17 protein-coding genes are annotated in these 22412 nt (G+C 38.6%); 13 read left to right on the top strand and 4 right to left on the bottom strand.

Annotated elements, in window-relative coordinates; all coding sequences use genetic code 11:
- Window positions 1-157 precede the first annotated feature (157 nt).
- From EO244_RS00905 to EO244_RS00875, 7 genes are all read left to right on the top strand, one after another.
- Window positions 158-1651, top strand: a complete 1494-nt coding sequence (locus EO244_RS00905; RefSeq protein ID WP_129252032.1) for a 2-isopropylmalate synthase — start codon at window positions 158-160, stop codon at window positions 1649-1651.
- Between the two features lie 80 nt (window positions 1652-1731).
- The gene (gene leuC / locus EO244_RS00900) at window positions 1732-3132 is read left to right on the top strand and encodes a 3-isopropylmalate dehydratase large subunit (protein WP_129252030.1); all 1401 of its coding nucleotides are present in this window, start codon (window positions 1732-1734) and stop codon (window positions 3130-3132) included.
- 61 nt (window positions 3133-3193) lie between these two features.
- Complete coding sequence (gene leuD / locus EO244_RS00895) at window positions 3194-3787, top strand: 3-isopropylmalate dehydratase small subunit (protein ID WP_129252028.1); 594 nt, start codon at window positions 3194-3196, stop codon at window positions 3785-3787.
- A gap of 165 nt (window positions 3788-3952) precedes the next feature.
- On the top strand, window positions 3953-5029 hold the full coding sequence (gene leuB / locus EO244_RS00890; RefSeq protein ID WP_129252026.1) for a 3-isopropylmalate dehydrogenase: 1077 nt from the start codon (window positions 3953-3955) through the stop codon (window positions 5027-5029).
- A gap of 97 nt (window positions 5030-5126) precedes the next feature.
- Window positions 5127-6392, top strand: coding sequence for a threonine ammonia-lyase IlvA (ilvA, locus tag EO244_RS00885; RefSeq protein WP_206734434.1), 1266 nt, complete (start codon window positions 5127-5129; stop codon window positions 6390-6392).
- A 115-nt stretch (window positions 6393-6507) separates the two neighbouring features.
- A complete protein-coding gene (locus tag EO244_RS00880; RefSeq protein ID WP_129252024.1) occupies window positions 6508-8091 on the top strand; it encodes a DUF6377 domain-containing protein in 1584 nt (527 codons plus the stop codon).
- Window positions 8092-8271: 180 nt separating this feature from the next.
- Window positions 8272-10350, top strand: a complete 2079-nt coding sequence (locus tag EO244_RS00875; protein WP_129252023.1) for a glycoside hydrolase family 97 protein — start codon at window positions 8272-8274, stop codon at window positions 10348-10350.
- 146 nt (window positions 10351-10496) lie between these two features.
- On the opposite strand, the gene EO244_RS00870 is transcribed toward EO244_RS00875, so the two are convergent.
- The 3 genes from EO244_RS00870 to EO244_RS00860 form a co-directional block, all read right to left on the bottom strand.
- Complete coding sequence (locus EO244_RS00870) at window positions 10497-11696, bottom strand: FprA family A-type flavoprotein (RefSeq protein ID WP_129252021.1); 1200 nt, start codon at window positions 11694-11696, stop codon at window positions 10497-10499.
- A 252-nt stretch (window positions 11697-11948) separates the two neighbouring features.
- Window positions 11949-12620 carry a Crp/Fnr family transcriptional regulator gene (locus EO244_RS00865; protein WP_129252019.1) on the bottom strand — a complete coding sequence of 224 codons (672 nt, stop codon included), beginning with the start codon at window positions 12618-12620 and terminating at the stop codon, window positions 11949-11951.
- 145 nt (window positions 12621-12765) lie between these two features.
- The gene (locus tag EO244_RS00860; RefSeq protein ID WP_164977379.1) at window positions 12766-14175 is read right to left on the bottom strand and encodes a M64 family metallopeptidase; all 1410 of its coding nucleotides are present in this window, start codon (window positions 14173-14175) and stop codon (window positions 12766-12768) included.
- A gap of 288 nt (window positions 14176-14463) precedes the next feature.
- Between EO244_RS00860 and EO244_RS00855 the strand changes: the two genes are divergently transcribed.
- On the top strand, window positions 14464-15216 hold the full coding sequence (locus EO244_RS00855) for a lysophospholipid acyltransferase family protein (RefSeq protein ID WP_164977378.1): 753 nt from the start codon (window positions 14464-14466) through the stop codon (window positions 15214-15216).
- Between the two features lie 98 nt (window positions 15217-15314).
- On the opposite strand, the gene EO244_RS16985 is transcribed toward EO244_RS00855, so the two are convergent.
- Complete coding sequence (locus tag EO244_RS16985) at window positions 15315-16163, bottom strand: FKBP-type peptidyl-prolyl cis-trans isomerase (RefSeq protein ID WP_206734433.1); 849 nt, start codon at window positions 16161-16163, stop codon at window positions 15315-15317.
- Window positions 16164-16350: 187 nt separating this feature from the next.
- On the opposite strand from EO244_RS16985, the gene EO244_RS00845 reads away from it, so the two are divergent.
- The 5 genes from EO244_RS00845 to EO244_RS00825 all read left to right on the top strand — a co-directional run bounded on the left by EO244_RS00845 (window position 16351) and on the right by EO244_RS00825 (window position 22412).
- Entirely contained in the window at window positions 16351-17577 is a 1227-nt protein-coding gene (locus EO244_RS00845; protein ID WP_129252012.1) for an ROK family protein, read from the top strand.
- Between the two features lie 18 nt (window positions 17578-17595).
- On the top strand, window positions 17596-18495 hold the full coding sequence (locus tag EO244_RS00840) for a nucleotidyltransferase family protein (protein ID WP_129252010.1): 900 nt from the start codon (window positions 17596-17598) through the stop codon (window positions 18493-18495).
- 72 nt (window positions 18496-18567) lie between these two features.
- Entirely contained in the window at window positions 18568-19947 is a 1380-nt protein-coding gene (gene glmM, locus EO244_RS00835) for a phosphoglucosamine mutase (RefSeq protein WP_129252008.1), read from the top strand.
- Window positions 19948-20003: 56 nt separating this feature from the next.
- Window positions 20004-21272 (top strand): sugar MFS transporter, encoded by a 1269-nt coding sequence (locus EO244_RS00830; protein ID WP_129252006.1) that lies wholly within the window; start codon window positions 20004-20006, stop codon window positions 21270-21272.
- 33 nt (window positions 21273-21305) lie between these two features.
- Complete coding sequence (locus EO244_RS00825) at window positions 21306-22412, top strand: phosphotransferase enzyme family protein (protein ID WP_129252004.1); 1107 nt, start codon at window positions 21306-21308, stop codon at window positions 22410-22412.

Raw genomic sequence — 22412 nt, 5'->3', positions numbered from 1 at the left:
ATTCTCATTATCGACCTCATTATTATGAGATCGAGAGGGAAGACTGTGCTGTAATTTAAATCCGATCAGATAAAATTATACGAAGTTCTTCCCATAAGGAAGGACTTTTTTTTTGGCTATTAACCGAATAAAACTTAACCACAAAACACAAGAAAAAATGAGTGATAGATTATTTATTTTCGACACCACATTGCGTGATGGGGAGCAGGTCCCTGGCTGTCAGTTGAACACAATTGAGAAGATTGAAGTCGCAAGAACGCTTGAGGCTTTAGGCGTCGATGTGATCGAAGCGGGTTTTCCTGTATCAAGTCCGGGAGATTTTCAATCTGTAGTCGAAATAGCCAAAGCAGTGAGCCATCCTACAATTTGCGCATTAACCCGTGCTGTTGAAAAGGATATTGATGTGGCTGCTCAGGCACTTAAGTTTGCTAAAAGAGGTCGAATTCATACGGGGATTGGAACCTCGTCTTATCACATATTTAATAAGTTAAATTCAAATCCTGATGAGATTCTTGATCGTGCCGTTCGAGCGGTAAAATATGCCAAGCGTTATGTTGAGGATGTGGAATTTTATTGTGAGGATGCAGGCCGCTCGGATAATGCATACCTGGCAAGAGTGGTTGAAGCTGTGATTAAAGCAGGAGCAACCGTTATCAATATTCCGGATACAACAGGCTATTGTTTGCCAAGCGAATATGGTGCGAAAATCAAATATCTGATGGAAAATGTATCCAATGTTCATAAGGCGATCTTGTCGACGCATTGTCATAACGATTTGGGTATGGCCACAGCCAATTCATTGAGTGGTGTGATCAATGGTGCGCGTCAGGTTGAAGTGACTTTGAACGGAATTGGCGAGCGTGCGGGGAATACGTCTCTTGAAGAAGTGGTGATGGCAATTAAGACGCATCACGATTTGCCTTACCATACACATATCAATACGAAAGGTATTTATGAGGCCAGCCGTTTGGTTTCTTCATTGATGAATATGCCGGTTCAGGCAAATAAGGCTATTGTTGGTCGTAATGCTTTTGCCCATTCATCGGGTATTCATCAGGATGGGGTTTTGAAAAATCGTGAGAATTACGAGATTATCGATCCTGCTGATGTCGGTATTAAGGAATCGGCTATTATTCTATCTGCCCGAAGTGGTCGTGCAGCATTGAATCATCACCTTGGTGAAATGGGCTACACCCTTTCGAAGGAAGATTTGGATGATGCTTACTCAAGATTCCTGGTGATGGCTGATGAGAGAAAGAATGTGAACGAAAATGATTTGGCTGAGTTGATGGGGGATCATGAGTTGGAAACCCAATCCGTTGAGTTGGAATTGTTGCAAGTGCTTGCCGGTAAATCGACGACTCCTATGGCCACGGTTCATCTCAAGATCAAAGGAGAATCCTGTGCAGCTACGGCTGAGGGAAATGGTCCTATTGATGCTTGTTTTAATGCAGTTAAGAAGTTGATAAAGCAGAAGTTTTCGATGGAAGAATTCCTTGTGCAAACCTTGACTCGTGGCAGCGATGATTTGGGGAAAGTGCATGTGCAGTTGCAGCACCAAGGTAAAATGTATTATGGCTTTGGAGCCAATATCGACATCATTACCGCTTCGGTTGAGGCCTTGGTGAATGCCTTGGCGAAGTTGGTTTAATTCAAGTTATCAGTAAATGATAACTGAAAACGAATGTCAGTCAATTATTTACAAACCCACAATTCATAAAATACAATATTTTGAAAGCAAAAACACTATTTGATAAGGTCTGGGATGCACACGTGGTCGAACATGTTGAAGGTGGTCCAAACATTCTTTATATCGACAAGCATTTGATTCATGAGGTAACCAGCCCGCAGGCTTTTTCGGGCTTGAATGCAAGAGGTTTAAAGGTATTTAGACCGGAAAGAACTATCGCAACGCCAGATCACAATGTTCCAACTGTGAATCAGGATTTGCCTATCGTTGATATGGAATCGCGGACGCAGGTTGAAACTTTAAAAGCGAACTGTGAGAAAAATCAGATTGAAATGTACGGTCTGAATCATCCCAATAATGGTATTGTGCATGTGGTTGGGCCGGAACTGGGACATACCCAGCCTGGTATGACTTTGGTTTGCGGCGACAGTCATACCTCAACACATGGGGCTTTTGGCGCTGTGGCTTTTGGAATTGGGACATCGGAGGTTGAGATGGTTTTTGCCACGCAATGCATTATGCAATCCAAGCCTAAAAAGATGCGGATTACTATTGATGGCGAGTTAGCTAAAGGTGTTTCAGCGAAAGATTTAACGCTTTATGTGATTGCGCAATTGGGAACCGGTGGTGCTACGGGCTACTTTGTTGAGTATGCCGGATCAGCAGTTCGAAGCCTTAGCATGGAAGGCAGAATGACTGTTTGTAATATGAGTATCGAGATGGGGGCTCGTGGCGGGATGATTGCGCCTGATGAAACCACATTTGAATATGTGAAAGGTAGAATGCATGCCCCAAAGGGAGAGGCCTGGGAACAGGCTTTAGAAAAGTGGAAGACTTTAAAAACGGATGAAGGTGCTGTATTCGATAAGGAATACACATTTAGGGCAGAAGACATTGAACCCATGATTACATACGGAACCAATCCTGGCATGGGAATGGGAATTACAGCAAGTGTTCCTGCTCTGGCAGATATTCAAGCTTCGGAGCTTCCATCGTTTAAGAAATCATTGGCTTATATGGATTATGAGTTTGGTAGAAAAATTCTGGGTAAGAAAGTTGATTACGTTTTTATTGGCTCTTGTACCAATGGGCGAATTGAAGATTTAAGAGCTTTTGCTGCTTTGGTGAAGGGACGCCAAAAGGCCGATTCAATCACAGCATGGATTGTTCCAGGCTCTAAAAAGGTCGAAAAACAGGCGATTGAAGAAGGTTTGGTTGAAATTTTAGAGGAGGCAGGATTTGAGCTTCGTCAACCCGGTTGTTCAGCGTGTTTGGCAATGAATGAGGATAAGGTGCCAGCAGGTAAATACTGTGTTTCCACGTCCAATAGGAATTTTGAAGGAAGACAGGGGCCTGGTTCACGAACTTTATTGGCAAGTCCCCTGACTGCAGCAGCAGCGGCTATTACAGGAGTGATTACCGATCCCCGGGAATTTTTGTAATACAGTATTAGTTGTCTGTTATAGACAACAGATTTCATCTTTTACATTAAACAGATATACAATGTCCGTAGATAAATTTACATATTTAGAATCATCTTGTGTACCACTTCCCAACGAGAATGTGGATACCGATCAGATTATACCTGCCCGTTTTTTGAAAGCAACCAGTCGCGATGGTTTTGGTGAAAACCTGTTTCGCGATTGGCGTTTTGATTCTTCCGGAGACCCGATTAAAGATTTCGTATTAAATCAACCCGAGTATTCAGGACAAGTCTTGGTTGCCGGAAAGAATTTTGGATCCGGTTCATCAAGAGAACATGCCGCCTGGGCCATTGCCGACTATGGTTTTAAAGTTGTTATCAGCAGTTTCTTTGCCGATATTTTCAGAAACAATGCCTTGAACAATGGGGTATTGCCGATCCAGGTGTCTGCTGAGTTTCTTGAAAAACTATTCGAGGCTATTGAGAAAGATCATTCTCAGAAATTAAGTATTGATTTGGAGAAACAAGAGCTGAGCTATAAGGATGAAGTTTTTCAGTTTGAGATTAATCCTTACAAGAAGACTTGTCTTTTAAATGGATTCGATGATATTGATTACTTGATTGATAAGAAGACTAAGATTCATGATTTTGAGGAATCAAGGTTAAAGGTTTAAGGTTAAAGGTTAAAGGTTAAAGGTTAAAGGTTAAAGGTTAAAGGTTGCGCTGGTCGTTTTCTCTTGTCGGTCATCATCCTTATAATCTAATAGAAACTGAGATAACCGATAATTGAAAGTTGATAACACGATCATATATTAATAAAAACACAAATCATCATAATGATGTCATATAAAATTGCAGTATTAGCCGGTGATGGTATCGGTCCCGAAATTGTTGCACAAGCGCGCAAAGTGATTGATGCAATTGCAGAAAAATTCGATCATCAATTTGAATATACCGAGGCTTTAATTGGAGCTTCAGCCATTAATGTACATGGAAATCCTTATCCGGATGAAACACATGAACTGTGTATGAATTCGGATGCAGTTCTTTTTGGTGCTATTGGAGATCCCAAATATGATAATGATCCCAATGCAAAAGTTCGTCCGGAGCAGGGGCTATTAGCCATGAGACAGAAGTTGGGTTTGTATGCCAATCTTCGTCCTTTGGAACCTTTTAAGGCTTTATTGCATAAGTCCCCCCTTAAAACAGAATTGCTCGAAGGGGTCGATTTTTTGTGCATACGTGAGTTAACAGGCGGCATTTATTTTGGTCGGCCCCAAGGACGTTCTGAAGATGGGCAAACAGCTTACGATACCTGTGTTTATACTGCTGAAGAGGTGGAACGAATTGTCCGTTTGGGTTTTGAATTTGCAGGTAAACGTCGAAAGAAATTAACCGTTGTAGATAAAGCCAATGTCTTGGCTACGTCCCGTCTTTGGAGAGAAATTGCTCAGAAACTTGAGCCTGAATATCCCCAAATAGAGGTGGAGTATATGTTTGTGGATAATGCGGCGATGCAAATTATCACCTGGCCGAAGCGTTTCGATGTGATGGTAACCGAGAATATGTTTGGTGATATATTAACCGATGAGGCGAGTGTTATTTCGGGATCACTGGGCATGTTGCCTTCAGCTTCAATTGGTATTCATACATCAATTTTCGAACCGATTCATGGTTCCTATCCTCAGGCTGCAGGTAAGAATATTGCGAACCCATGTGCTACCGTTCTATCAGCTGCCATGATGCTTGATCATGCTTTTGGTTTAAAAATGGAAGCAGCTTTGGTTCGTTTAGCTGTAGAGAAATCAATAGAAGCCAATTTTGTGACTGAAGATTTAGCAGAGGGAGGCAAAGCCTTTTCGACCTCTGAAGTTGGTGATTGGTTAGTCAATTTTATAAAAGAAAATAGTTTGTAGTTAATCTTGTGTTTGTGGGATTGGTTACCCCATAGCAAGTTTTACAGAATGCTCAGGTTAATGCCTGAGCATCATTTGAATTCTAAAAGGGAAAATTGTGTCAGAAAATAAAAAGGAATATTATCCTAAAATGTCGGAGATCGTCAAGGCTAACCGAACGGTTCAGGAGGTTGTCTTAGCATCTCCGTTACTAAATAATTTGAATTTGTCTTCGCGTTATCAGGCCAATATTCATCTAAAAAGAGAGGATTTGCAATTGGTTCGTTCTTATAAAATAAGAGGGGCTTTCAATAAGATTGCGAGTTTGAGCAAGGCGAATCTGGACAAAGGAATTGTTTGTGCCAGTGCGGGGAATCATGCTCAGGGGGTGGCTTATTCCTGCCAGAAACTGAAATGTTTTGGCAGTATTTATATGCCCGAAACCACACCTCGTCAGAAGATTAAACAGGTGAAAATGTTTGGTGGCGATTATGTGGAAGTTTTCCTGACAGGAGATACTTTTGATGATGCATCTTCAAAGGCGATTGCGGATGCTAAAGAGCAAGGCAAAACCTTTATTCACCCTTTTGATGATCCTAAAACCATAGAAGGGCAGGGGACAATTGGACTCGAGATATTACAACAGTTTACCGAACCGATTGATTATCTGTTGCTACCCATAGGTGGTGGGGGATTGGCTTCGGGAGTTGGTGCCTGGATCAAAGAGTTTAGTCCCAATACAAAGATTATAGGAGTAGAACCACAGGGGGCAGCTTCAATGAAATTGGCACTGGATAATCAGTGCAATCTGGCCTTGGATAGTATCGATCGATTCGTTGATGGGGCAGCCGTTCAAAAGGTGGGCGATTACACCTGGCAGATTTGCAATAAGGTTTTGGATGACATTTTGGTTGTGCCCGAAGGCTTGATTTGCTCGACCATTTTGCGCTTGTATAATGAGGATGCTATAGTTGCTGAACCTGCCGGCGTTTTGTCAATAGCTGCTTTGGAGTTGATAGGAGATAAAATTAAGGGAAAAAATGTGGTTTGTATCCTTAGTGGCAGCAATAACGACATTACCCGAATGGAAGAGATAAAGGAGAGAAGCCTTTTGTATGAAGGCCTTAAGCATTATTTTATTGTTCGATTTCCACAACGATCAGGTGCATTAAAGGAATTTGTAAACGATGTGCTTGATGCGGGTGACGATATTACTCACTTTGAATATTATAAAAAAAGCAGTCGTGAAAAAGGCCCGGCTGTAATTGGAATTGAGGTGCAAAAACCTGAAGACTTGCAGCGTCTGCAAGATAGAATGACGGATCGAAAATTTATTTTCGAATACCTGAATGATAAAACAGATTTGTTTCAGTTTATAGTTTAAGTAGATTAGAGTTAGAGAAGACAGGAGATTGGTTAGCACTTGATCTCCTGTTTTTGTTTTTACATTTTATGCTTTACTTTGTATGCTACATTTATTTTAATACTTAAAGTTCAATATGCTAAGGTTTTTCTTTTCGTTTTTATTTGTTCAGATCTTTCTTTGTCAGACCAGTATCGCTCAAACTGATTGGTCTAAGCAATTGGATCATTATATCTCAAAACGGGATGAAATTGATGCTGTAAAGAAGAAGACAATTAAAAATCTCCTGAAAGATTTGCAATCTACCAGAGAAGAAAAAAATAGAGATAAGGAATTCATAGCGTTAATGCAATCCGTAAAGGCTTACGAATATTTTGTTTACGATTCGGCATTTAAATATGCACAGTCAGCCAACCGTTTGGCTTATCAATTAAACGATAAGTCGAAAATTGCTGAGTCCAAGTCGAAGCTCAGTCTGATTATGCTTTTAAAAGGTTTGTATACGTCTTCGATTGATACTTTAAATACGGTTGAGTATCAGTACTTGTCTAATGAGAAAAGGAAAGAATTCTACAGCACGGCATATCGGGCTTATTACGATTTATCAGGCTATTCACGAGACAAACATTACAGCGAAGCCTATAAGAAATTGGGCCATTTCTACAGTCAGAAGCTGATTGATGAGTTTAAGGAGCCTTCTTTTGAGAAGCTATTAGGGTTGGCATTACAAAGCATGGTGACTGGTAAGTTGAATCAAGCTGAGGATTATTATATCGAGCTTTTGAATCAATTTAACTTGAATAATCATGAAACGGCGATTGTGACTTCGGGTTTGGGATTTATTTATTCGGACAAGGGGGAAGTGGAGAAGGCAAAAGAATACTTAATGCAAGCCAGTATTGCCGATATCAAATCCTCGACAAAGGAAACCACAGCCTGCCGATCGTTAGCTGAAATATTTTATAAGGAAGTGGAAATTGAAAAAGCATATCAATACATTTTACTAGCCAAAGCTGATGCCGATTTTTATGGTTCGGAACAACGCAAGTTTGAGATTTCATATATTTTACCTCTAATTGAGTCGGCACGTTTTCGAAAGGAAAATAAGCAGAAAAAGATGTTTGGCTTGATAGGAGTGTTGGTTTTGGTTTTTTCATTGGTTATTCTTCGACAATTGCAGAAATTACGTCAGGCGCGAAAGGAAATTGTGCGAAGCAATCAGAATTTAATTCATGTGAATGAAATGCTTCGTGAGGCAAGTCAGATAAAAGAGGAATATATCGGTTATTATTTCAATTTTAGTTCCCAATACATCGACAAACTTGAAGATTTTAAGAAGTCTATCTCTCGTCAGCTGATCACAAAGTCCTACGATAATATTGAACAGGAATTGAAGAAATACAATTCAAAAAAGGAACGTCAACGCTTATTTGAAGACTTCGATCGAATTTTCTTAAAGTTGTTTCCTGATTTTGTACAGCGCTTCAATCAGCTTTTCGATGAAAAGGATCGTATCCGTTTAAAGGACGAATTAAGTTTGAATACCGATCTTCGAATCTTTGCACTGATTCGAATTGGCGTGAACGATAGTGAGAAAATTGCCGGAATCCTCAACCTGTCGGTTAATACCATTTACACTTACAAAACCAAGATTCGGAATCGTTCCATTTATCCTAACGAGGAGTTTGATTTGAAGGTGATGGCGATTAAATCGGTATAAATTCTTTTTTATATTATCTATATTTTTGATTAAATAAATTGTATGTAATTGTCAGTTAATTAAGTATTTGTGTTTTGAGTTTGCTGATTATTGTCTATATATTGGTTTATATTTTAGTTATTGGAAATTGAATGCTCTTATTTTGAATATCGAAAACAATCAAAATCAAATTATAAACTCATGAACATTAAAAGACTTTTATTTGGCTTGGTCATTTTGACAATGGCTATGGTTTCTTGTAATGGCAATATGCAAAAACAAGAGCTTAAATCACCTGATGGTAAAATTGCAATTTCAATTAATCTTGAAAGTGGTCAACCAACTTATCAAGTAAGTTTCAATGGGAAATCAGTCATTAATCCTTCGACATTGGGGTTCGATTTTACCAATATGCCAGCTATTAAATCGGGATGGGAAATTGTATCAGCCAAAGAAACAAGTAGCAATTCTAATTGGGAGATGCCTTGGGGCGAAAAGCGTGTGGTTGAAGATCACTTTAACGAACTTATTGTGGCTTTAGTTGAAAAACAGGCTCCCAATAGAAAAATGAATTTGGAGTTTAAAGCCTATAATGATGGAATCGGTTTTAGATACGAGTTTCCTGAACAGGAAGCTATGAAAGAGCTCTTGATTGCGGAAGAGAATACAGAGTTTAATTTGACTGGAGATCATAAGGTTTGGTGGATTCCGGGAGACTGGGATATTTACGAACATCTTTATCATACAAGTCAGTTTTCTGAAATTGATGCGACTAAATTGCGTGGTCATGCAAGTTTGGCACAAACATCTATCCCAAATAATGCTATGAATACGCCTGTTAGTATGAAAACGGTAGAGGGTATTTATTTGAGTTTTCATGAGGCCAACCTGACTGATTATTCAGGGATGACACTTAAAGTAGATACTTCGAATATGAAGATGGTTTCTACTTTGGTTGGATCTGAAAGAACTGACTATAAGGTGAAACGATCGTTACCATTTCACACGCCCTGGCGTACCATTCAAATTGCAGAGAAAGCAGGTGACCTAATCGAGTCGGATTTAATTGTAAATTTAAACGAACCGAACAAGATTGGTGATGTATCCTATTTCAAACCAATGAAGTATGTGGGCATTTGGTGGGATATGCACTTGGGAACCAAGACCTGGGATAAAGCCAGTGGACGACATGGTGCAACCACCGAATATGCTAAAGAGCTGATCGATTTCGCATCGGAAAATAATATTGGAGGAATTTTAGTTGAAGGCTGGAACACGGGTTGGGAACACTGGATTGGTTTTGAAGACCGCGAAGGGGTATTTGATTTTGTAACGGCTTACGATGATTACGATTTACCGGAAGTTGTTCGTTATGGAAAAGAAAAAGGGGTTGAGTTGATAATGCATCATGAAACGTCTGCAGCACCTCGTACCTATGATCAGCAACTGGATACCGCTTATCATTTGATGAATTCATTGGGGATTCATTCGGTTAAAACAGGTTATGTGGGTAAGCTCATTCCTAAAGGAGAATATCATCATGGCCAGTGGATGGTAAATCATTATCGTCGTGCTTTGGAAATGGGGGCAAAATATAAGGTGGCTGTCAACGCGCATGAGCCAATTAAAGCGACCGGTTTGCGTCGAACTTACCCCAATGCCATTTCTCGTGAAGGTTTACGTGGTCAGGAATTTAATGCCTGGTCGAGTGATGGGGGAAACCCTGCAGAACACTTACCTATCGTGGCTTTTACACGTATGTTGGCTGGCCCTATTGATTATACACCCGGGATTTTTAATATTAAATTAAAACCATATAAAGAAAACAATCAGGTGAATACAACACTGGCGCATCAGTTGGCTTTATATGTGGTGATCAATAGCCCTATCCAGATGGTGCCGGATTTGATTGAAAATTATAAGGGGCATCCGGCTTTTCAATTTATCCGCGATGTAGCAGTTAATTGGGAACAATCAAAAGTTTTGAATGGCGAGATTGGTGACTTTGTAACGATTGCTCGTCAGGACAGAGCTTCAAAGAATTGGTTTGTTGGGGCAATTACTGATGAAAATGCCAGAGATATGAGTCTTAAACTTGATTTTCTTCCTGCAGGGAAAAAATATAAGGCAAGCCTTTATCTGGATGGAGATAATGCACATTGGGATAAAAATCCTACCGATTATAAAATAGAATCACAGGTTGTCGATTCGAAATCGGTCTTAGATCTGCATTTAGCAGCAGGTGGTGGTGCAGCCATCAGTTTGATCGAAATAAAGTAATTGATTTTTAAAAACTCGTTCGTTTTTTATCCCAACTGTAAGTCATGTACAGTTGGGATTTTTTGTTTCGAAAGACATGCAAAGAAAAAGCTCCCTCGAATGATCGAGAGAGCTTAATGATTTACTTTGAGATCTAAATTTTAGATCTAGCTATATAATTCTTTCAAACGATTGGCCATGCTCTCAGCAATGGCTTCACATTGGTTGTAATCCTTGTTCGCAGGAGCACAAAGCGCTTCTGCAGGTTCAGCAACCACTTCCCATTTAATAGTCTCAGCAAATTTGCTTAGTGTGCGAACACCACCGCCCCCCCAGGCTTTCGATCCGAAAATACCCAAGACATGATTCTTAACGGCCATATTCTGCAGTTCGTGAATCAAGGTTTCCATAGCAGGGAAAAGACCGCCATTGTAAGCACAAGAACCTAAGATGACACCACGGAAACGGAAAATATCGTTGATGATGTAAGAAGGGTGCGTTTTAGAGGCATCGTGGATTCTGATCTTTTTGATACCACGCTTAACCAATTGACGTGCAATATTGTCAGCCATCTTTTCGGTATTACCATACATCGATGAGAATACGATCACAACCCCTTCGTCAGTATCGTATTTGCTCCACTTGTCGTATTTTGCAATAATATCGGCGATATGAGTTCTCCAAACAGGACCGTGAGTCGCACAAATCATTTTAATATCCAGTCCGCCTAATTTCTTAAGCGCCTGCTGAGTTGGACTACCATATTTACCTACGATATTTGAGTAGTAGCGGCTGATTTCTTCTTCAAGATAATCCAGATCCAACTCATCGTCGAAAATACTACCGTCCAAAGTACCAAAAGCACCAAATGCATCCCCAGAGAATAGAATTCCCTTTGTTGATTCAAAAGTGACCATAGTCTCAGGCCAGTGTAACATAGGCACCATAGCGAAATTAAGTTTGTGTTCGCCTAAATCGATAGAATCGCCTTCCTTTACCTCAAGCAAATTTTCAGAAATACCATAAAAACCCTTTAGCATTGGGAAGGTTTTCTTGTTTCCAACGATTTGCATATTAGGGTAACGTTCGGTTAACGAACGAATCGATCCTGAGTGATCAGGTTCCATATGGTTCACGATCAAATAATCTGCCTGACGACCATCTAAAACCGCTTCAATATTGTCAAGGTACTCATCCATAGCCCCTTTTTCAACGGTATCAACAATGGCTATTTTCTCGTCAACAATGACATATGAATTGTAAGCGACTCCTTTAGGAATAGGCCAATAATTTTCGAAAAGATGAGTTCTTCTGTCGTTACATCCTACCCAATAAATTTTATCGCTAATGTTAACTCTATTGTGCATGCTAAAAGATTTATATGTTTTGAATATTGTTTTCTTATTGTTGAAATTGACTTGAATACACTGATATTAAGACGCGTTAAGTCAAGCCTCCTTTCAGAGCACAAAAGTAATATTATTTTTTTTCTTGAAAAGGATAAAAATGTCTTTATATCCGACCGTTGATGAAATAGAGTTTTATTATTTGTTTGATGGATAATTGTTTATGGTGTGTAAGTAAACTCTGCCTGTTATTTATATACGAGCTGAATAAGCTTATTGCTGCATCAGACTAAATAAGGCTCGTCGATCTCTAATTTTAATTTCACGCCGATTGACTTCAATCATGCCTTCTTGTTCCATCTCTTTTAGGCTACGAGCGAATGAGGGACGTGTAACACCAAAAAACTGTGCCATCTCAGCTTGTGATTTGGGTAGCTCAATTTTCTCTTTATCCGGAGCGGCTTGTTTCAATATATAATTGGCCAGTTTCCCTTTTATGGTTTTGAAACTGAGGAAAAGCAGCTTTTGAGCCAGGAATTGTGATCTGTTTGAAATGGAATTGAGATAGTTGACCAAGAACGTTTTATTGTTTTGAAAAAGTTCGATGACCGATTGCTTATCGAGGAAGAATATTTCGACATCGGCATTGGCTGTAACGTTTACCGGAAATTGATTTTTTTGCCCAAAAAGGAAAGCTGAAGCAATAGGATAGGGGGCCATAATATCTTCTATCTTAATCGTTTTTCCTGAAGGATCGAGCATCTCCCCCTTAACACTGCCTTTGAGAACAATCATTAGGTTTTCACATCGATCTTCCCGAAAGGCAACCATGTCGCCTTTATGGTATTTTCGAATGCGGTATTGTACTTTTTGCAGAAGCTCTTCCATTTCTTCGGCGTTGATACCTCTAAAAACAGGAGATTGTATGAGTTGTTGACTAAGCATTGTAATGTGTTATAATTTCAAGTCTAAGATATTAAGATTTAAAATGAATACAATTAAAGAGCTAAAAATCTTTTATTCGAGGACATATAAAAAAAAGCGACTCATTTTATATGAATCGCTTTTGTAACTGGTTGTGACCAATACTTTATTTTGTATTCTGATCAATAATGAGTTTGATGGCTCTTTGACAAGCCGGACAAAATTTATCGTGACGAGTGAACATGATGCAGTTGGCAGCACTTCTGTACAAGCCTTTTGATTTATATTGGGCTCCTTCAAATGCACCCACTTTGCCGCTGTATTTCATATTAGCCAATAGTTCGTCATCCCAGGTTCTTTTCTTGATAAAGAAGTCTTCCATTACCTTTTCGTCAACTTTAGCTTTACGCATTTCGACACGTTTCTTCTGAGTGGCAATACTGTGTTTGTCATATTTTTCTTTCTCCCAAGGGGTTGGAATAGGCGTATTTTCAGTTACAATATCTTTCCACTTGATGGTTTCAGGATCGGCATTAGCTGTTACGTTCAACTCCCATGGCTCAAGATGTTTGGCATCCATTTCGTAAGCTGTAGCTGATGTGTAATATTCATCAGCCAAATCGGCAAAGTGATGGCCGAATTCATGAACGAATAAGTATTCCTGAAACGCATTATCAACTGCGGCAGTGATGTATAAGTTGTAAATACCGCCACCGCCATAGATAGAGTCATTCATCAGAATAGCAGTAAATTCATAGGGTACGGCAGCAGCTGCATTGCGAATGGTTTTATTATCGAAACCTAAGGCGTAGCGTTCTGAATCGAAAGCGCCATATGTTACAGAAAGCGCTGATCGAGTGTGAATATCCTGATGAGGGTGGTTAACACCTGAATCCGGAGATGGCGTTTCAACGGCTCTGATTGAGAATTTGTCTTTGAAAGATGCGTAAGGTTCTGTATTCAAAAGCACTTCAGCAAAACGTTGAGCATCTTTTCTAAATTTAGCCATGTCTTTTTTTGCATATCCTTCACCTAGAACAACAATATCAACTTGATTTTCGGGTTTTCCGTTTACAACTAAATCTATGGTGTTATAGTAATTTTTAACAGGACTTGTAAAAGCGCGGTAGTGTTGGGGATTTACCTTATAAGTCCAAACAGGATCGAAACCATTATTAATATTACGTTTCGATAGGGTTACATTTACTTCGGTTTTGGGCCAGGGAAAACGAATTGATTCATGAAAACTTCCCCATTCGTTATCTGCTTCGGGTGTGGTTTCCCACTCGCCATAAATACTTGAAAAGCCTCTTGAATAAAGCAGTTTGCCAGTTTTAATGTCTTTGACTTCGAAAAAGTATTTGCCTAATTTCAAGTCGTCAATTAAAACTGTTTTGCTTCCGGCCCATTCGCCGTCGTTGACCATTTGGTCGAATGCAAAGTGTTCCTCATTTGAGTTTCCCACATGATTATAATCCAATCGCATGGTTGCTGAGGTAAAATATTCAGCATATTGTGCCTTTGCAAAAATGGAGCTTCCCATTAGTAATAAGGCTAATACAAACGTTTTTTTCATAGTTCTGTGTTTTAGCGTCGTGTTGTTTTGCGGTACAAGATAATGAATATCTAAAAGAGGAAGTATGCCTAATATCATATCCTGATCAGTATTAAGTTTGCGAATATCCTGGCATTATTAACTTAAATTGGATATTCCAAAGGATTATGAATGATAATACGAATTGATATTTTACTTTTGTGTAAGTTATGGATTGGTTTAGTTAAGGCATTTGTACTTAAAGATTGTTAATGTTTTATGGATGACTCTTCCATTTTGGTTAGCTTAAATTTAATATCGATTTTTATAATGAATTTTATCTTATTCCCATTTAAACTGATTTACAAAATCTATTTTCTGCTCTATTTTGTATTGACTTTAATCTTATTTTATCCTTTATTTTATTTCTTTTTGGCTAAAAAAGAGAGGTTTCCTACGGCTTTTAAAATCATTAGAGTTTATGCTAAGGTTTGGCTTTATGGTTCGGGTATTTATTTGCGAGTAAAAGGAAGGGAGAATATTTTAAGAGACCAGCCTTTTTTAATCTGTTCCAATCACACATCATTTCTCGATCCGGCGCCTCTTTATGCTATTTTCGATCAGCACTTTGTTTTTACAGGTAAAAAGGAAATTGAAAAATGGCCTCTGTTTCACATTTTTTATACCTCAGGTATGAATATATTGGTCGATAGACACAACAGGCTTGGGGCTTTAAAAAGTTTTAAAACGATGATGGATGTGGTAAAGGAAGGTCATCCTTTGGTGATATTACCTGAGGGGACTATACCGAAAAATGCACCAAAATTAGGCGAGTTTAAATCGGGAGCGGTATCAATTGCCATACAAATGGGTATTCCTATTTTACCTGTGACACAAACGACCAATTGGAAAAGATTGCAACGAAGCAGCTTGTTTAAGGGAAATGCTAGTCCGGGTGTAGCTGAAGTTATTATTCATCCGCCTATTTCAACTGAGGGATTAACAAAACAAGATACTGAGGCTTTGCAAGAGAAACTTAAGGAGGTGATTAACCAACCCTTAAAACAAAAATATGGCGTGTAGATAAACCTACGTTAATGGTTTAATAAAAAAGGCTTGCCCTAAAATAGAATTTAGGGTAAGCCTTTTTAATTTGTCAAGCTAATCTTCGGATTAGTCTGTTATTCATTAACTTTTATAAGGTTGACATCAAAAATAAGAACTGTGCCGCCAGGAATTGAACCTCCACCGTAGGCGCCATATCCTAAATGTGAGGGAATTAATAGTTTACCTTTACCACCTTCTTTAAAATAGGGAATACCTTCAGTCCACCCTTTAATAACTTTATCCAAACCAATAGAAATACCATTAGAACCACTTTGATCAAATACCTTATCATTGGTGAAATAGCCTTTGTAAGCTACTGTGACATTTGAGTTGGCAGTGGGTTGAATGCCCGTTCCTTCTTCTTCAATTATATAATATAAGCCAGAATCGCTTCTTTGAGCTTCCAGTTTATGGTTTGTTATGTAATTGGTAATTTCGGTTTCGTTTTTAGCTTTTAAACAGGTTTCTAAATTGTCATATACTGTTTTAAGTTGAATATCAAAAATAAGAACAGAACCTCCAGGTATTGGGCCATTGCTTGAATTACCATATGCCAGACGAGATGGAATTAAAAGCTTCCCACAACCGCCTTCATTAAAATGACTAATTCCTTCTGTCCAACCTTGTATTACTTGCTGTAAGTTCGTGAAAATGCCATTAGAATCACTTTCGTCAAATACGTCTCCGTTAGTTAAATAACCTTTGTATGTTACATTTACATAGGAATCCGGGCTGGCAGCTTTACCAGTACCGATTTCTTCAATCACATAATACAAACCTGAGCTACTCTTTTCTGCATTCAGATTGTGTGTTGTAATGTAGTCTTGAATTTCGGTTTCATTTTTCACTGTATAATCAGCTTCTTCGTCTTTATTACAGGAAGTAAAGAGGCAAATGGCTAAAATAAATAGGGTATATTTCATATCTAAATTTTTTTATTGCGGGCAAATATAGTAAAAACTGCCTGTATTGAAAGGAGATACTGTTTAGAGTGATAATGGATTAGTCTCTAATGAAAAATACTTTTAAAAAATATTTTAAAAGATGATATTTCTTTTAAAAATAAATTTACTTTTATCACGAAATAATCGCTAACTAAAGAGAAACAGATTGAGACCGGAATTCAAATATGAAAAAGAGATTGCAGGAACTGCAAATGCAAGAAATCGAAAACAAGAACAGTATCGAAAGATTGTTTCGTTTTTGTATGAAACAGGGAATGCGTCAATTGCCGAAATTGTAAAACATTCGAAAATCAGCCAACCTTTGGTTGCTTCGTTGGTTGATGATTTGTTGGGTTTTGGAGTATTACTTGATAATGGGATTGGAGAATCGATAGGAGGAAGACGTCCAAATTTGTATTGTATTAATCCGGCATATCAATATGTTGTAGGTGTTGATATCAATTTGCATACGCTTACTATTGCTCTGTTTGATTTAAGCAATCAGCTTATTCGTCGTGAAGAGTATAAGAATTTTGATCTTGAAAATTCATCAGCATATACCGACAAGTTGGTGGGGAAGATAAATGACGTACTTAATGAGAAGAACATTTCGACATCGCAGGTTTTAGCTATGGGGCTATCCATTCCCGGTTTGATTGATGCTAAAAATGGGGTGTCATTTACGCACCTAACTTTTGCAGAGCAGGGCCTGGGAAATTATTTGAGTGAGAAGCTAGGTTTCTCAGTTGTATTGGATAATGATGCCAGAATGATGGCTTTGGGAGAAAAAGCTTTTGGAAAAGCAAAAGGAAAAAAAGATGTTTTATGTCTGAATTTAAGTAACCGAATCGGTCTGGGGATTATTTTAAATGAGCAGTTGTATTCAGGTAAAAATGGTTTTGCAGGTGAGTTTGGTCATATTTTAATCGATCCGGAAGGCGAGCAGTGTTATTGTGGAAAAATTGGTTGCTTGGAGACTTTAACCTCGGGTGAGATTCTGGTCAGAAATGTAAATGAAGGCATTGAAAAAGGGCAGGCAAGTTTTTTACGTCAAGCTAAAGACGAAGGCAAATCAATCGATTTGCGAGAGGTTGTCGCTGCTATCAATAATGGCGATCAATTTGCAATCGATCAGCTAAATAAAATGAGTGATTATCTGGGGAAAGGTCTGGTGACTTTGATTCACTTACTGAATCCCGAAATGATAATCATTGGTGGGCGATTGGCTCAAACCGGAAAGTATATTGTAGATCCTGTGAGAATGGCCTTAAATAAATATGCTATGGACCGAATTAGTTCAGAAACAGAAGTTGTTTGTTCCGACCTGATTGATGATGCAGCACTGATGGGAACCCTATCCAATGTGATGAAAGAAGTTTTAAGAATAAGCTAAGATATAAATTAAGATATAATGAAACCGACATTACTCGTACTTGCAGCAGGAATGGGAAGCCGTTATGGCGGATTAAAACAAATTGATCCTATAGGCCCATCAAATGAAACGATTATCGATTATTCAATTTATGATGCGATTGAAGCTGGCTTTGGAAAAATTGTTTTTGTGATCAGAGAAAGTTTTGAAAAGGAATTCAAAGAAATTTTTAATGCAAAATTAGCTGGCAAAATTGAAGTTGCTTATGTGAATCAGGAAATTGGGAATGTGCCTGAGGGGGCATCATTTAATCCTGATCGGGAAAAACCATGGGGAACTGGTCATGCTATTTTAATGGCTAAAGATTGTATTAATGAGCCTTTTGCAGTGATTAATGCGGATGATTATTATGGTGTGGAAGCATTTACTACGATGGCTAATTTCTTAAAAAATTCAATTACAGAACAAGAATATGGGATGGTTGGCTATCAGCTGGCTAATACGATATCCGAAAATGGTTCTGTCTCACGTGGTGTTTGTTCTACGAATGCAGATGATCATCTGGTAACAGTTGTTGAGCGTACTCATATTGAGAAATTGAAAGAGGGAATAGCCTATAAGGAAGACGATAAGTGGATACCGCTTGCTGGAGAGACAACTGTGTCGATGAATTTTTGGGGATTCACGCCTCAATTGTTTAAGCATCTGGAAGAACAGTTTATCAGTTTTTTAGCAGCCGAAGGAGAAGCCTTAACATCGGAGTTTTATATTCCTTCAGTTGTTGCTAAAATAATTGAGGGAGGAAATACCAAGGTTAAGGTGTTGAAATCAGATGCGCAGTGGTTTGGTGTAACCTATCGTGAGGATAAAGAAAAAGCAGCCAAGGCTATTTTAGAATTGGTTGAAAAAGGCATTTATCCTGCAAAGCTTTGGAGCTAAAATAGGATGAATTATTAAGGATAAAGGTAGCCATGGGGCTATAACAATGAAATTACCCTAAAGAGAACAAGAATGACTTTAATTAAATCGATATCTGGAATTAGAGGCACAATAGGTGGCAGACCAGGTCAGGCTTTGACACCTATGGACGTAGTCAGTATTGCCGGGGCTTTTGGTATTTGGCTACAAAAAAATGGAGCGAGCAAAAAGCTTGTGATTGGGCGCGATGCCAGAATCAGTGGTGAAATGGTGAACCAACTTGTCGTTGGCTCTCTGATGGCAGTTGGGGTGGAGGTCATCGACCTTGGCTTAGCAACAACGCCAACTGTGGAAATGGCAGTGACCGATATGAATGCAGGTGGTGGTATTATCATTACAGCCAGTCATAATCCTAAAAACTGGAATGCCCTTAAATTGTTGAACAGTGAAGGTGAGTTTATTTCCGATCAGGACGGAAAAGAGATTCTTCAGCTGGTTGAAGATAAAAGCTACACTTACAATGCTGTAGATGAGTTGGGAACTTATACGAGAGACGAAACCTATTTAGATAAGCATATTCAACATATTCTTGATTTAGATTTGGTTGATGTTGATGCTATTGCTGCTGCTGATTTTTCTGTTGCTGTTGATGCTGTTAATTCGGTTGGAGGAATTGCGATTCCACGTCTTTTAAAAGCTTTAGGGGTTAATCGAGTGACTGAAATCAATTGTGTGCCTGATGGACATTTCGCTCACAATCCGGAACCCCTTCCCGAGAATATTGTGGAGATAAGCGAGTTGGTTAAAAAAGAGAAATTAGACTTGGGGATTATTGTTGATCCTGATGTTGATCGTTTGGCTTTGGTATGCAATGACGGAACGCCTTTCGGTGAAGAATACACGCTGGTTTCTGTTGCCGATTATGTCCTTCAACAGACCAAAGGAGCATTGGTTGCCAATTTATCATCGACAATGGCTTTGCGCGGGATTGCTGAAAAAAATGGTGTTGAGTTTTTTGAATCGGCAGTTGGTGAAGTCAATGTGGTACGAGAAATGAAGAAGCAATCAGCTGTTATTGGTGGTGAAGGTAATGGAGGAGTCATTTATCCGGAATTACACTATGGCAGAGATGCTTTGGTTGGTGTTGCGTTATTTCTGACTTATTTGGCTAAAAGTAAGATGACATCTTCGGAGTTGCGTGCAACTTATCCGGATTACAAAATAGAGAAACAAAAAATCGAATTGGAAGGCGTTGTTGATTTGGATAATATTCTGGAGCAAGTTCGTAGAAAATTTATCGATTACCCATGTCATACCATTGATGGACTGAAAATTATATTTCCGGAAGGCTGGGTTCATATGAGAAAATCCAATACGGAACAAATTATTCGCATTTATGCCGAAGCAACGACCGAAAAATATGCTAAGGATTTGGCAGAGTGTGTTAAACAATTAATGAAAAATCAAAATTAACAGAATCGATTCTTACAGATTGTATATCGATTTTTTAACCTAAAATCATTTATAAAATGAGTACTTCTCAATCTTCATTCAAGAGCTTTGTTCTGCCAATGATTATCATTTGCGCCTTGTTCTTCATTTTTGGCTTTGTAACATGGCTGAATGGAATTTTAATTCCTTATTTACAAATTGCATGTGATCTGACTGATTTTCAGGCTATGTTTGTTGCTTTTTCTTTTTATATCGCCTACACTATTATGGCCTTGCCATCGTCGTGGATATTAAAAAAGACGGGTTTTAAAAATGGTATGATGGTTGGTTTATGGGTCATGGCAGTGGGAACTTTAATCTTTATTCCGGCAGCTTTATCCAGAACTTTCCTAACTTTTTTAACAGGTCTTTTTGTGATGGGAACCGGACTTGCAATTTTGCAAACAGCTTCAAATCCCTACGTAACGGTAATTGGTCCCAAAGAAAGTGCTGCGAGTCGAATTAGTATTTTGGGAATTTGCAACAAGTTTGCAGGAGCGATGGCACCTCTTATTTTGGCTTATTATATTCTGCACGATGGCGATGCTTTTAAACAAAGTTTAGAAACAATGAGTGCGGTTGCCCGTGTTGCAGCTTTAGACAGTTTAGCGGCTCGCGTGATCAATCCATATATTGTGATGACCATTGTACTTATACTAATGGGATTCGGGGTACGTATGGCTCCGCTACCTGAAATTGACGTTACAAAAAATGGAGATGACGAATCAGTAGATCATTCCAATAAGAAAAATATTTTTGCCTTTCCTCATTTAATACTAGGTGTTTTAGCTCTGTTTTTTTACGTTGGGGCTGAAGTTGTCGCAGGCGATACCATTATTCGTTATGGCCTTTCCTTGGGAATAGAATTAAATGTCGCAAAAGCCTTTACATCGTATACAATGGTCACAATGGTTGTGGGATATTTGTTAGGAATTACCTTAATTCCCCGGGTTATTTCACAACGATTTGCACTTCAGATGTCCGCTATTTTTGGTGTTATTTTCGCATTGGGAGTTGTCTTTACATCAGGTCTTACTTCAGTTGTTTTTGTTGCTCTGTTTGGATTTGCAAATGCTTTGGTTTGGCCAGCCATTTGGCCATTAGCTCTTTCCAATCTGGGAAGATTTATAAATACCGGATCAGCTCTTTTAATTATGGCTATTTCAGGTGGTGCAATTATGCCATTGGTTTGGGGACATCTTTCTGATTCATTTGGAAGTCAACAAGCCTATTGGGTTATGATACCTTGTTATCTATTCATTCTTTTTTATTCAATAAAGGGATACAAGTTGAAATCTTGGAAATAAGCAGAATATTTTGCGGGAAATTAATTTAAACAGATGGATAGAAATCTAAATTATATTGCATCGAAGTTTCAGGTTGAGGGGAATATCGAAAATATTCGTCCTTTAGGCGAGGGGTTTATCAACGACACATTTTTTGTGAAAACAGTTGGGAATACTGATCCTGATTATTTGTTGCAACGAAAGAATAAAAATATTTTCAAAGATGTTCCCGGAATGATGGGGAATATTCAGAAAGTCACGACGCATCTAAAAGCTAAAATTACTGCTGCTGATGGCGATACCAGTCGTGAAGCAATGACACTTATTTTCACTGATGAGAATGACCTTTTCTTTATTGATGAGGAAGGTAATTATTGGACCATGTGTCTTTTCATTAAGGATAATCTGACTTATGAATCTGCTGATAGCCCGGAACTTGCTTTTGCCGGAGGAAAGGGAATTGGCAAGTTTCAATCCATGTTATCGGATATGAAAGATCCCTTGGTTGATATTCTTCCCGGGTTCCATAATATCAGATATCGTTTTGAGCAATGGGATGAAATATTAAAAAATGATCCTGTTGGACGCAAGAAAAATTTAAGTGAAGAAATTGCCTGGGTTGAAACCAGAAGAGACGAAATGCTTGAATTCTGGACGTTGGTTGAAAATGGCACAATTCCGATTCGGGTCACTCATAATGATACAAAAATCAATAATATTCTATTCGATAAAAAAGGCGATGTATTGTGCGTGATCGATTTGGATACAGTGTTGAATAGTACCGTTTTAAACGACTTTGGAGACGCAATGCGATCGTATACCAATACCGGGTTAGAGGATGATGAAAATCTTGAAAATGTCGGTATGGATATCGAAATATTCAAGGGGTTTACCCGAGGTTATCTTCAGGAGGCCATCTCGTTTTTAACGGCATCTGAATTGGAATATTTGGCTTTTTCTGCCAAGTACATAACGTACGAGCAAGTCCTTCGTTTTCTGATGGATTATATCGATGGGGATCAATATTATAAAACAAAATCAACAGAGCATAACTTAATCCGCACACATGCACAATATAAGTTACTAACGAGTATGGAAGAGCAGTTTGAGGAGATGAAAAGCTTTGTTGAAACCTGTAGTCGGCAATTAAAAAATAGTTAG

This window comes from Ancylomarina salipaludis (assembly GCF_004122035.1).
In the GTDB taxonomy this organism is placed as follows: Bacteria; Bacteroidota; Bacteroidia; order Bacteroidales; family Marinifilaceae; genus Ancylomarina; species Ancylomarina salipaludis.
The sequence above is the reverse complement of the archived record's forward strand: the minus strand, read 5'-3'. Positions and strand labels throughout refer to the sequence as shown.

Coding starts and splice junctions, on each gene's coding strand:
- EO244_RS16985 (WP_206734433.1), bottom strand. CDS start 16,163: ATGAAATATACCCTATTTATTTTAGCCATTTGCCTCTTTACTTCCTGT.
- EO244_RS00880 (WP_129252024.1), top strand. CDS start 6,508: ATGCTAAGGTTTTTCTTTTCGTTTTTATTTGTTCAGATCTTTCTTTGT.
- EO244_RS00855 (WP_164977378.1), top strand. CDS start 14,464: ATGAATTTTATCTTATTCCCATTTAAACTGATTTACAAAATCTATTTT.
- EO244_RS00905 (WP_129252032.1), top strand. CDS start 158: ATGAGTGATAGATTATTTATTTTCGACACCACATTGCGTGATGGGGAG.
- glmM (WP_129252008.1), top strand. CDS start 18,568: ATGACTTTAATTAAATCGATATCTGGAATTAGAGGCACAATAGGTGGC.
- EO244_RS00870 (WP_129252021.1), bottom strand. CDS start 11,696: ATGCACAATAGAGTTAACATTAGCGATAAAATTTATTGGGTAGGATGT.
- EO244_RS00840 (WP_129252010.1), top strand. CDS start 17,596: ATGAAACCGACATTACTCGTACTTGCAGCAGGAATGGGAAGCCGTTAT.
- EO244_RS00830 (WP_129252006.1), top strand. CDS start 20,004: ATGAGTACTTCTCAATCTTCATTCAAGAGCTTTGTTCTGCCAATGATT.
- EO244_RS00875 (WP_129252023.1), top strand. CDS start 8,272: ATGAACATTAAAAGACTTTTATTTGGCTTGGTCATTTTGACAATGGCT.
- leuB (WP_129252026.1), top strand. CDS start 3,953: ATGTCATATAAAATTGCAGTATTAGCCGGTGATGGTATCGGTCCCGAA.
- leuD (WP_129252028.1), top strand. CDS start 3,194: ATGTCCGTAGATAAATTTACATATTTAGAATCATCTTGTGTACCACTT.
- EO244_RS00860 (WP_164977379.1), bottom strand. CDS start 14,175: ATGAAAAAAACGTTTGTATTAGCCTTATTACTAATGGGAAGCTCCATT.
- EO244_RS00865 (WP_129252019.1), bottom strand. CDS start 12,620: ATGCTTAGTCAACAACTCATACAATCTCCTGTTTTTAGAGGTATCAAC.
- EO244_RS00825 (WP_129252004.1), top strand. CDS start 21,306: ATGGATAGAAATCTAAATTATATTGCATCGAAGTTTCAGGTTGAGGGG.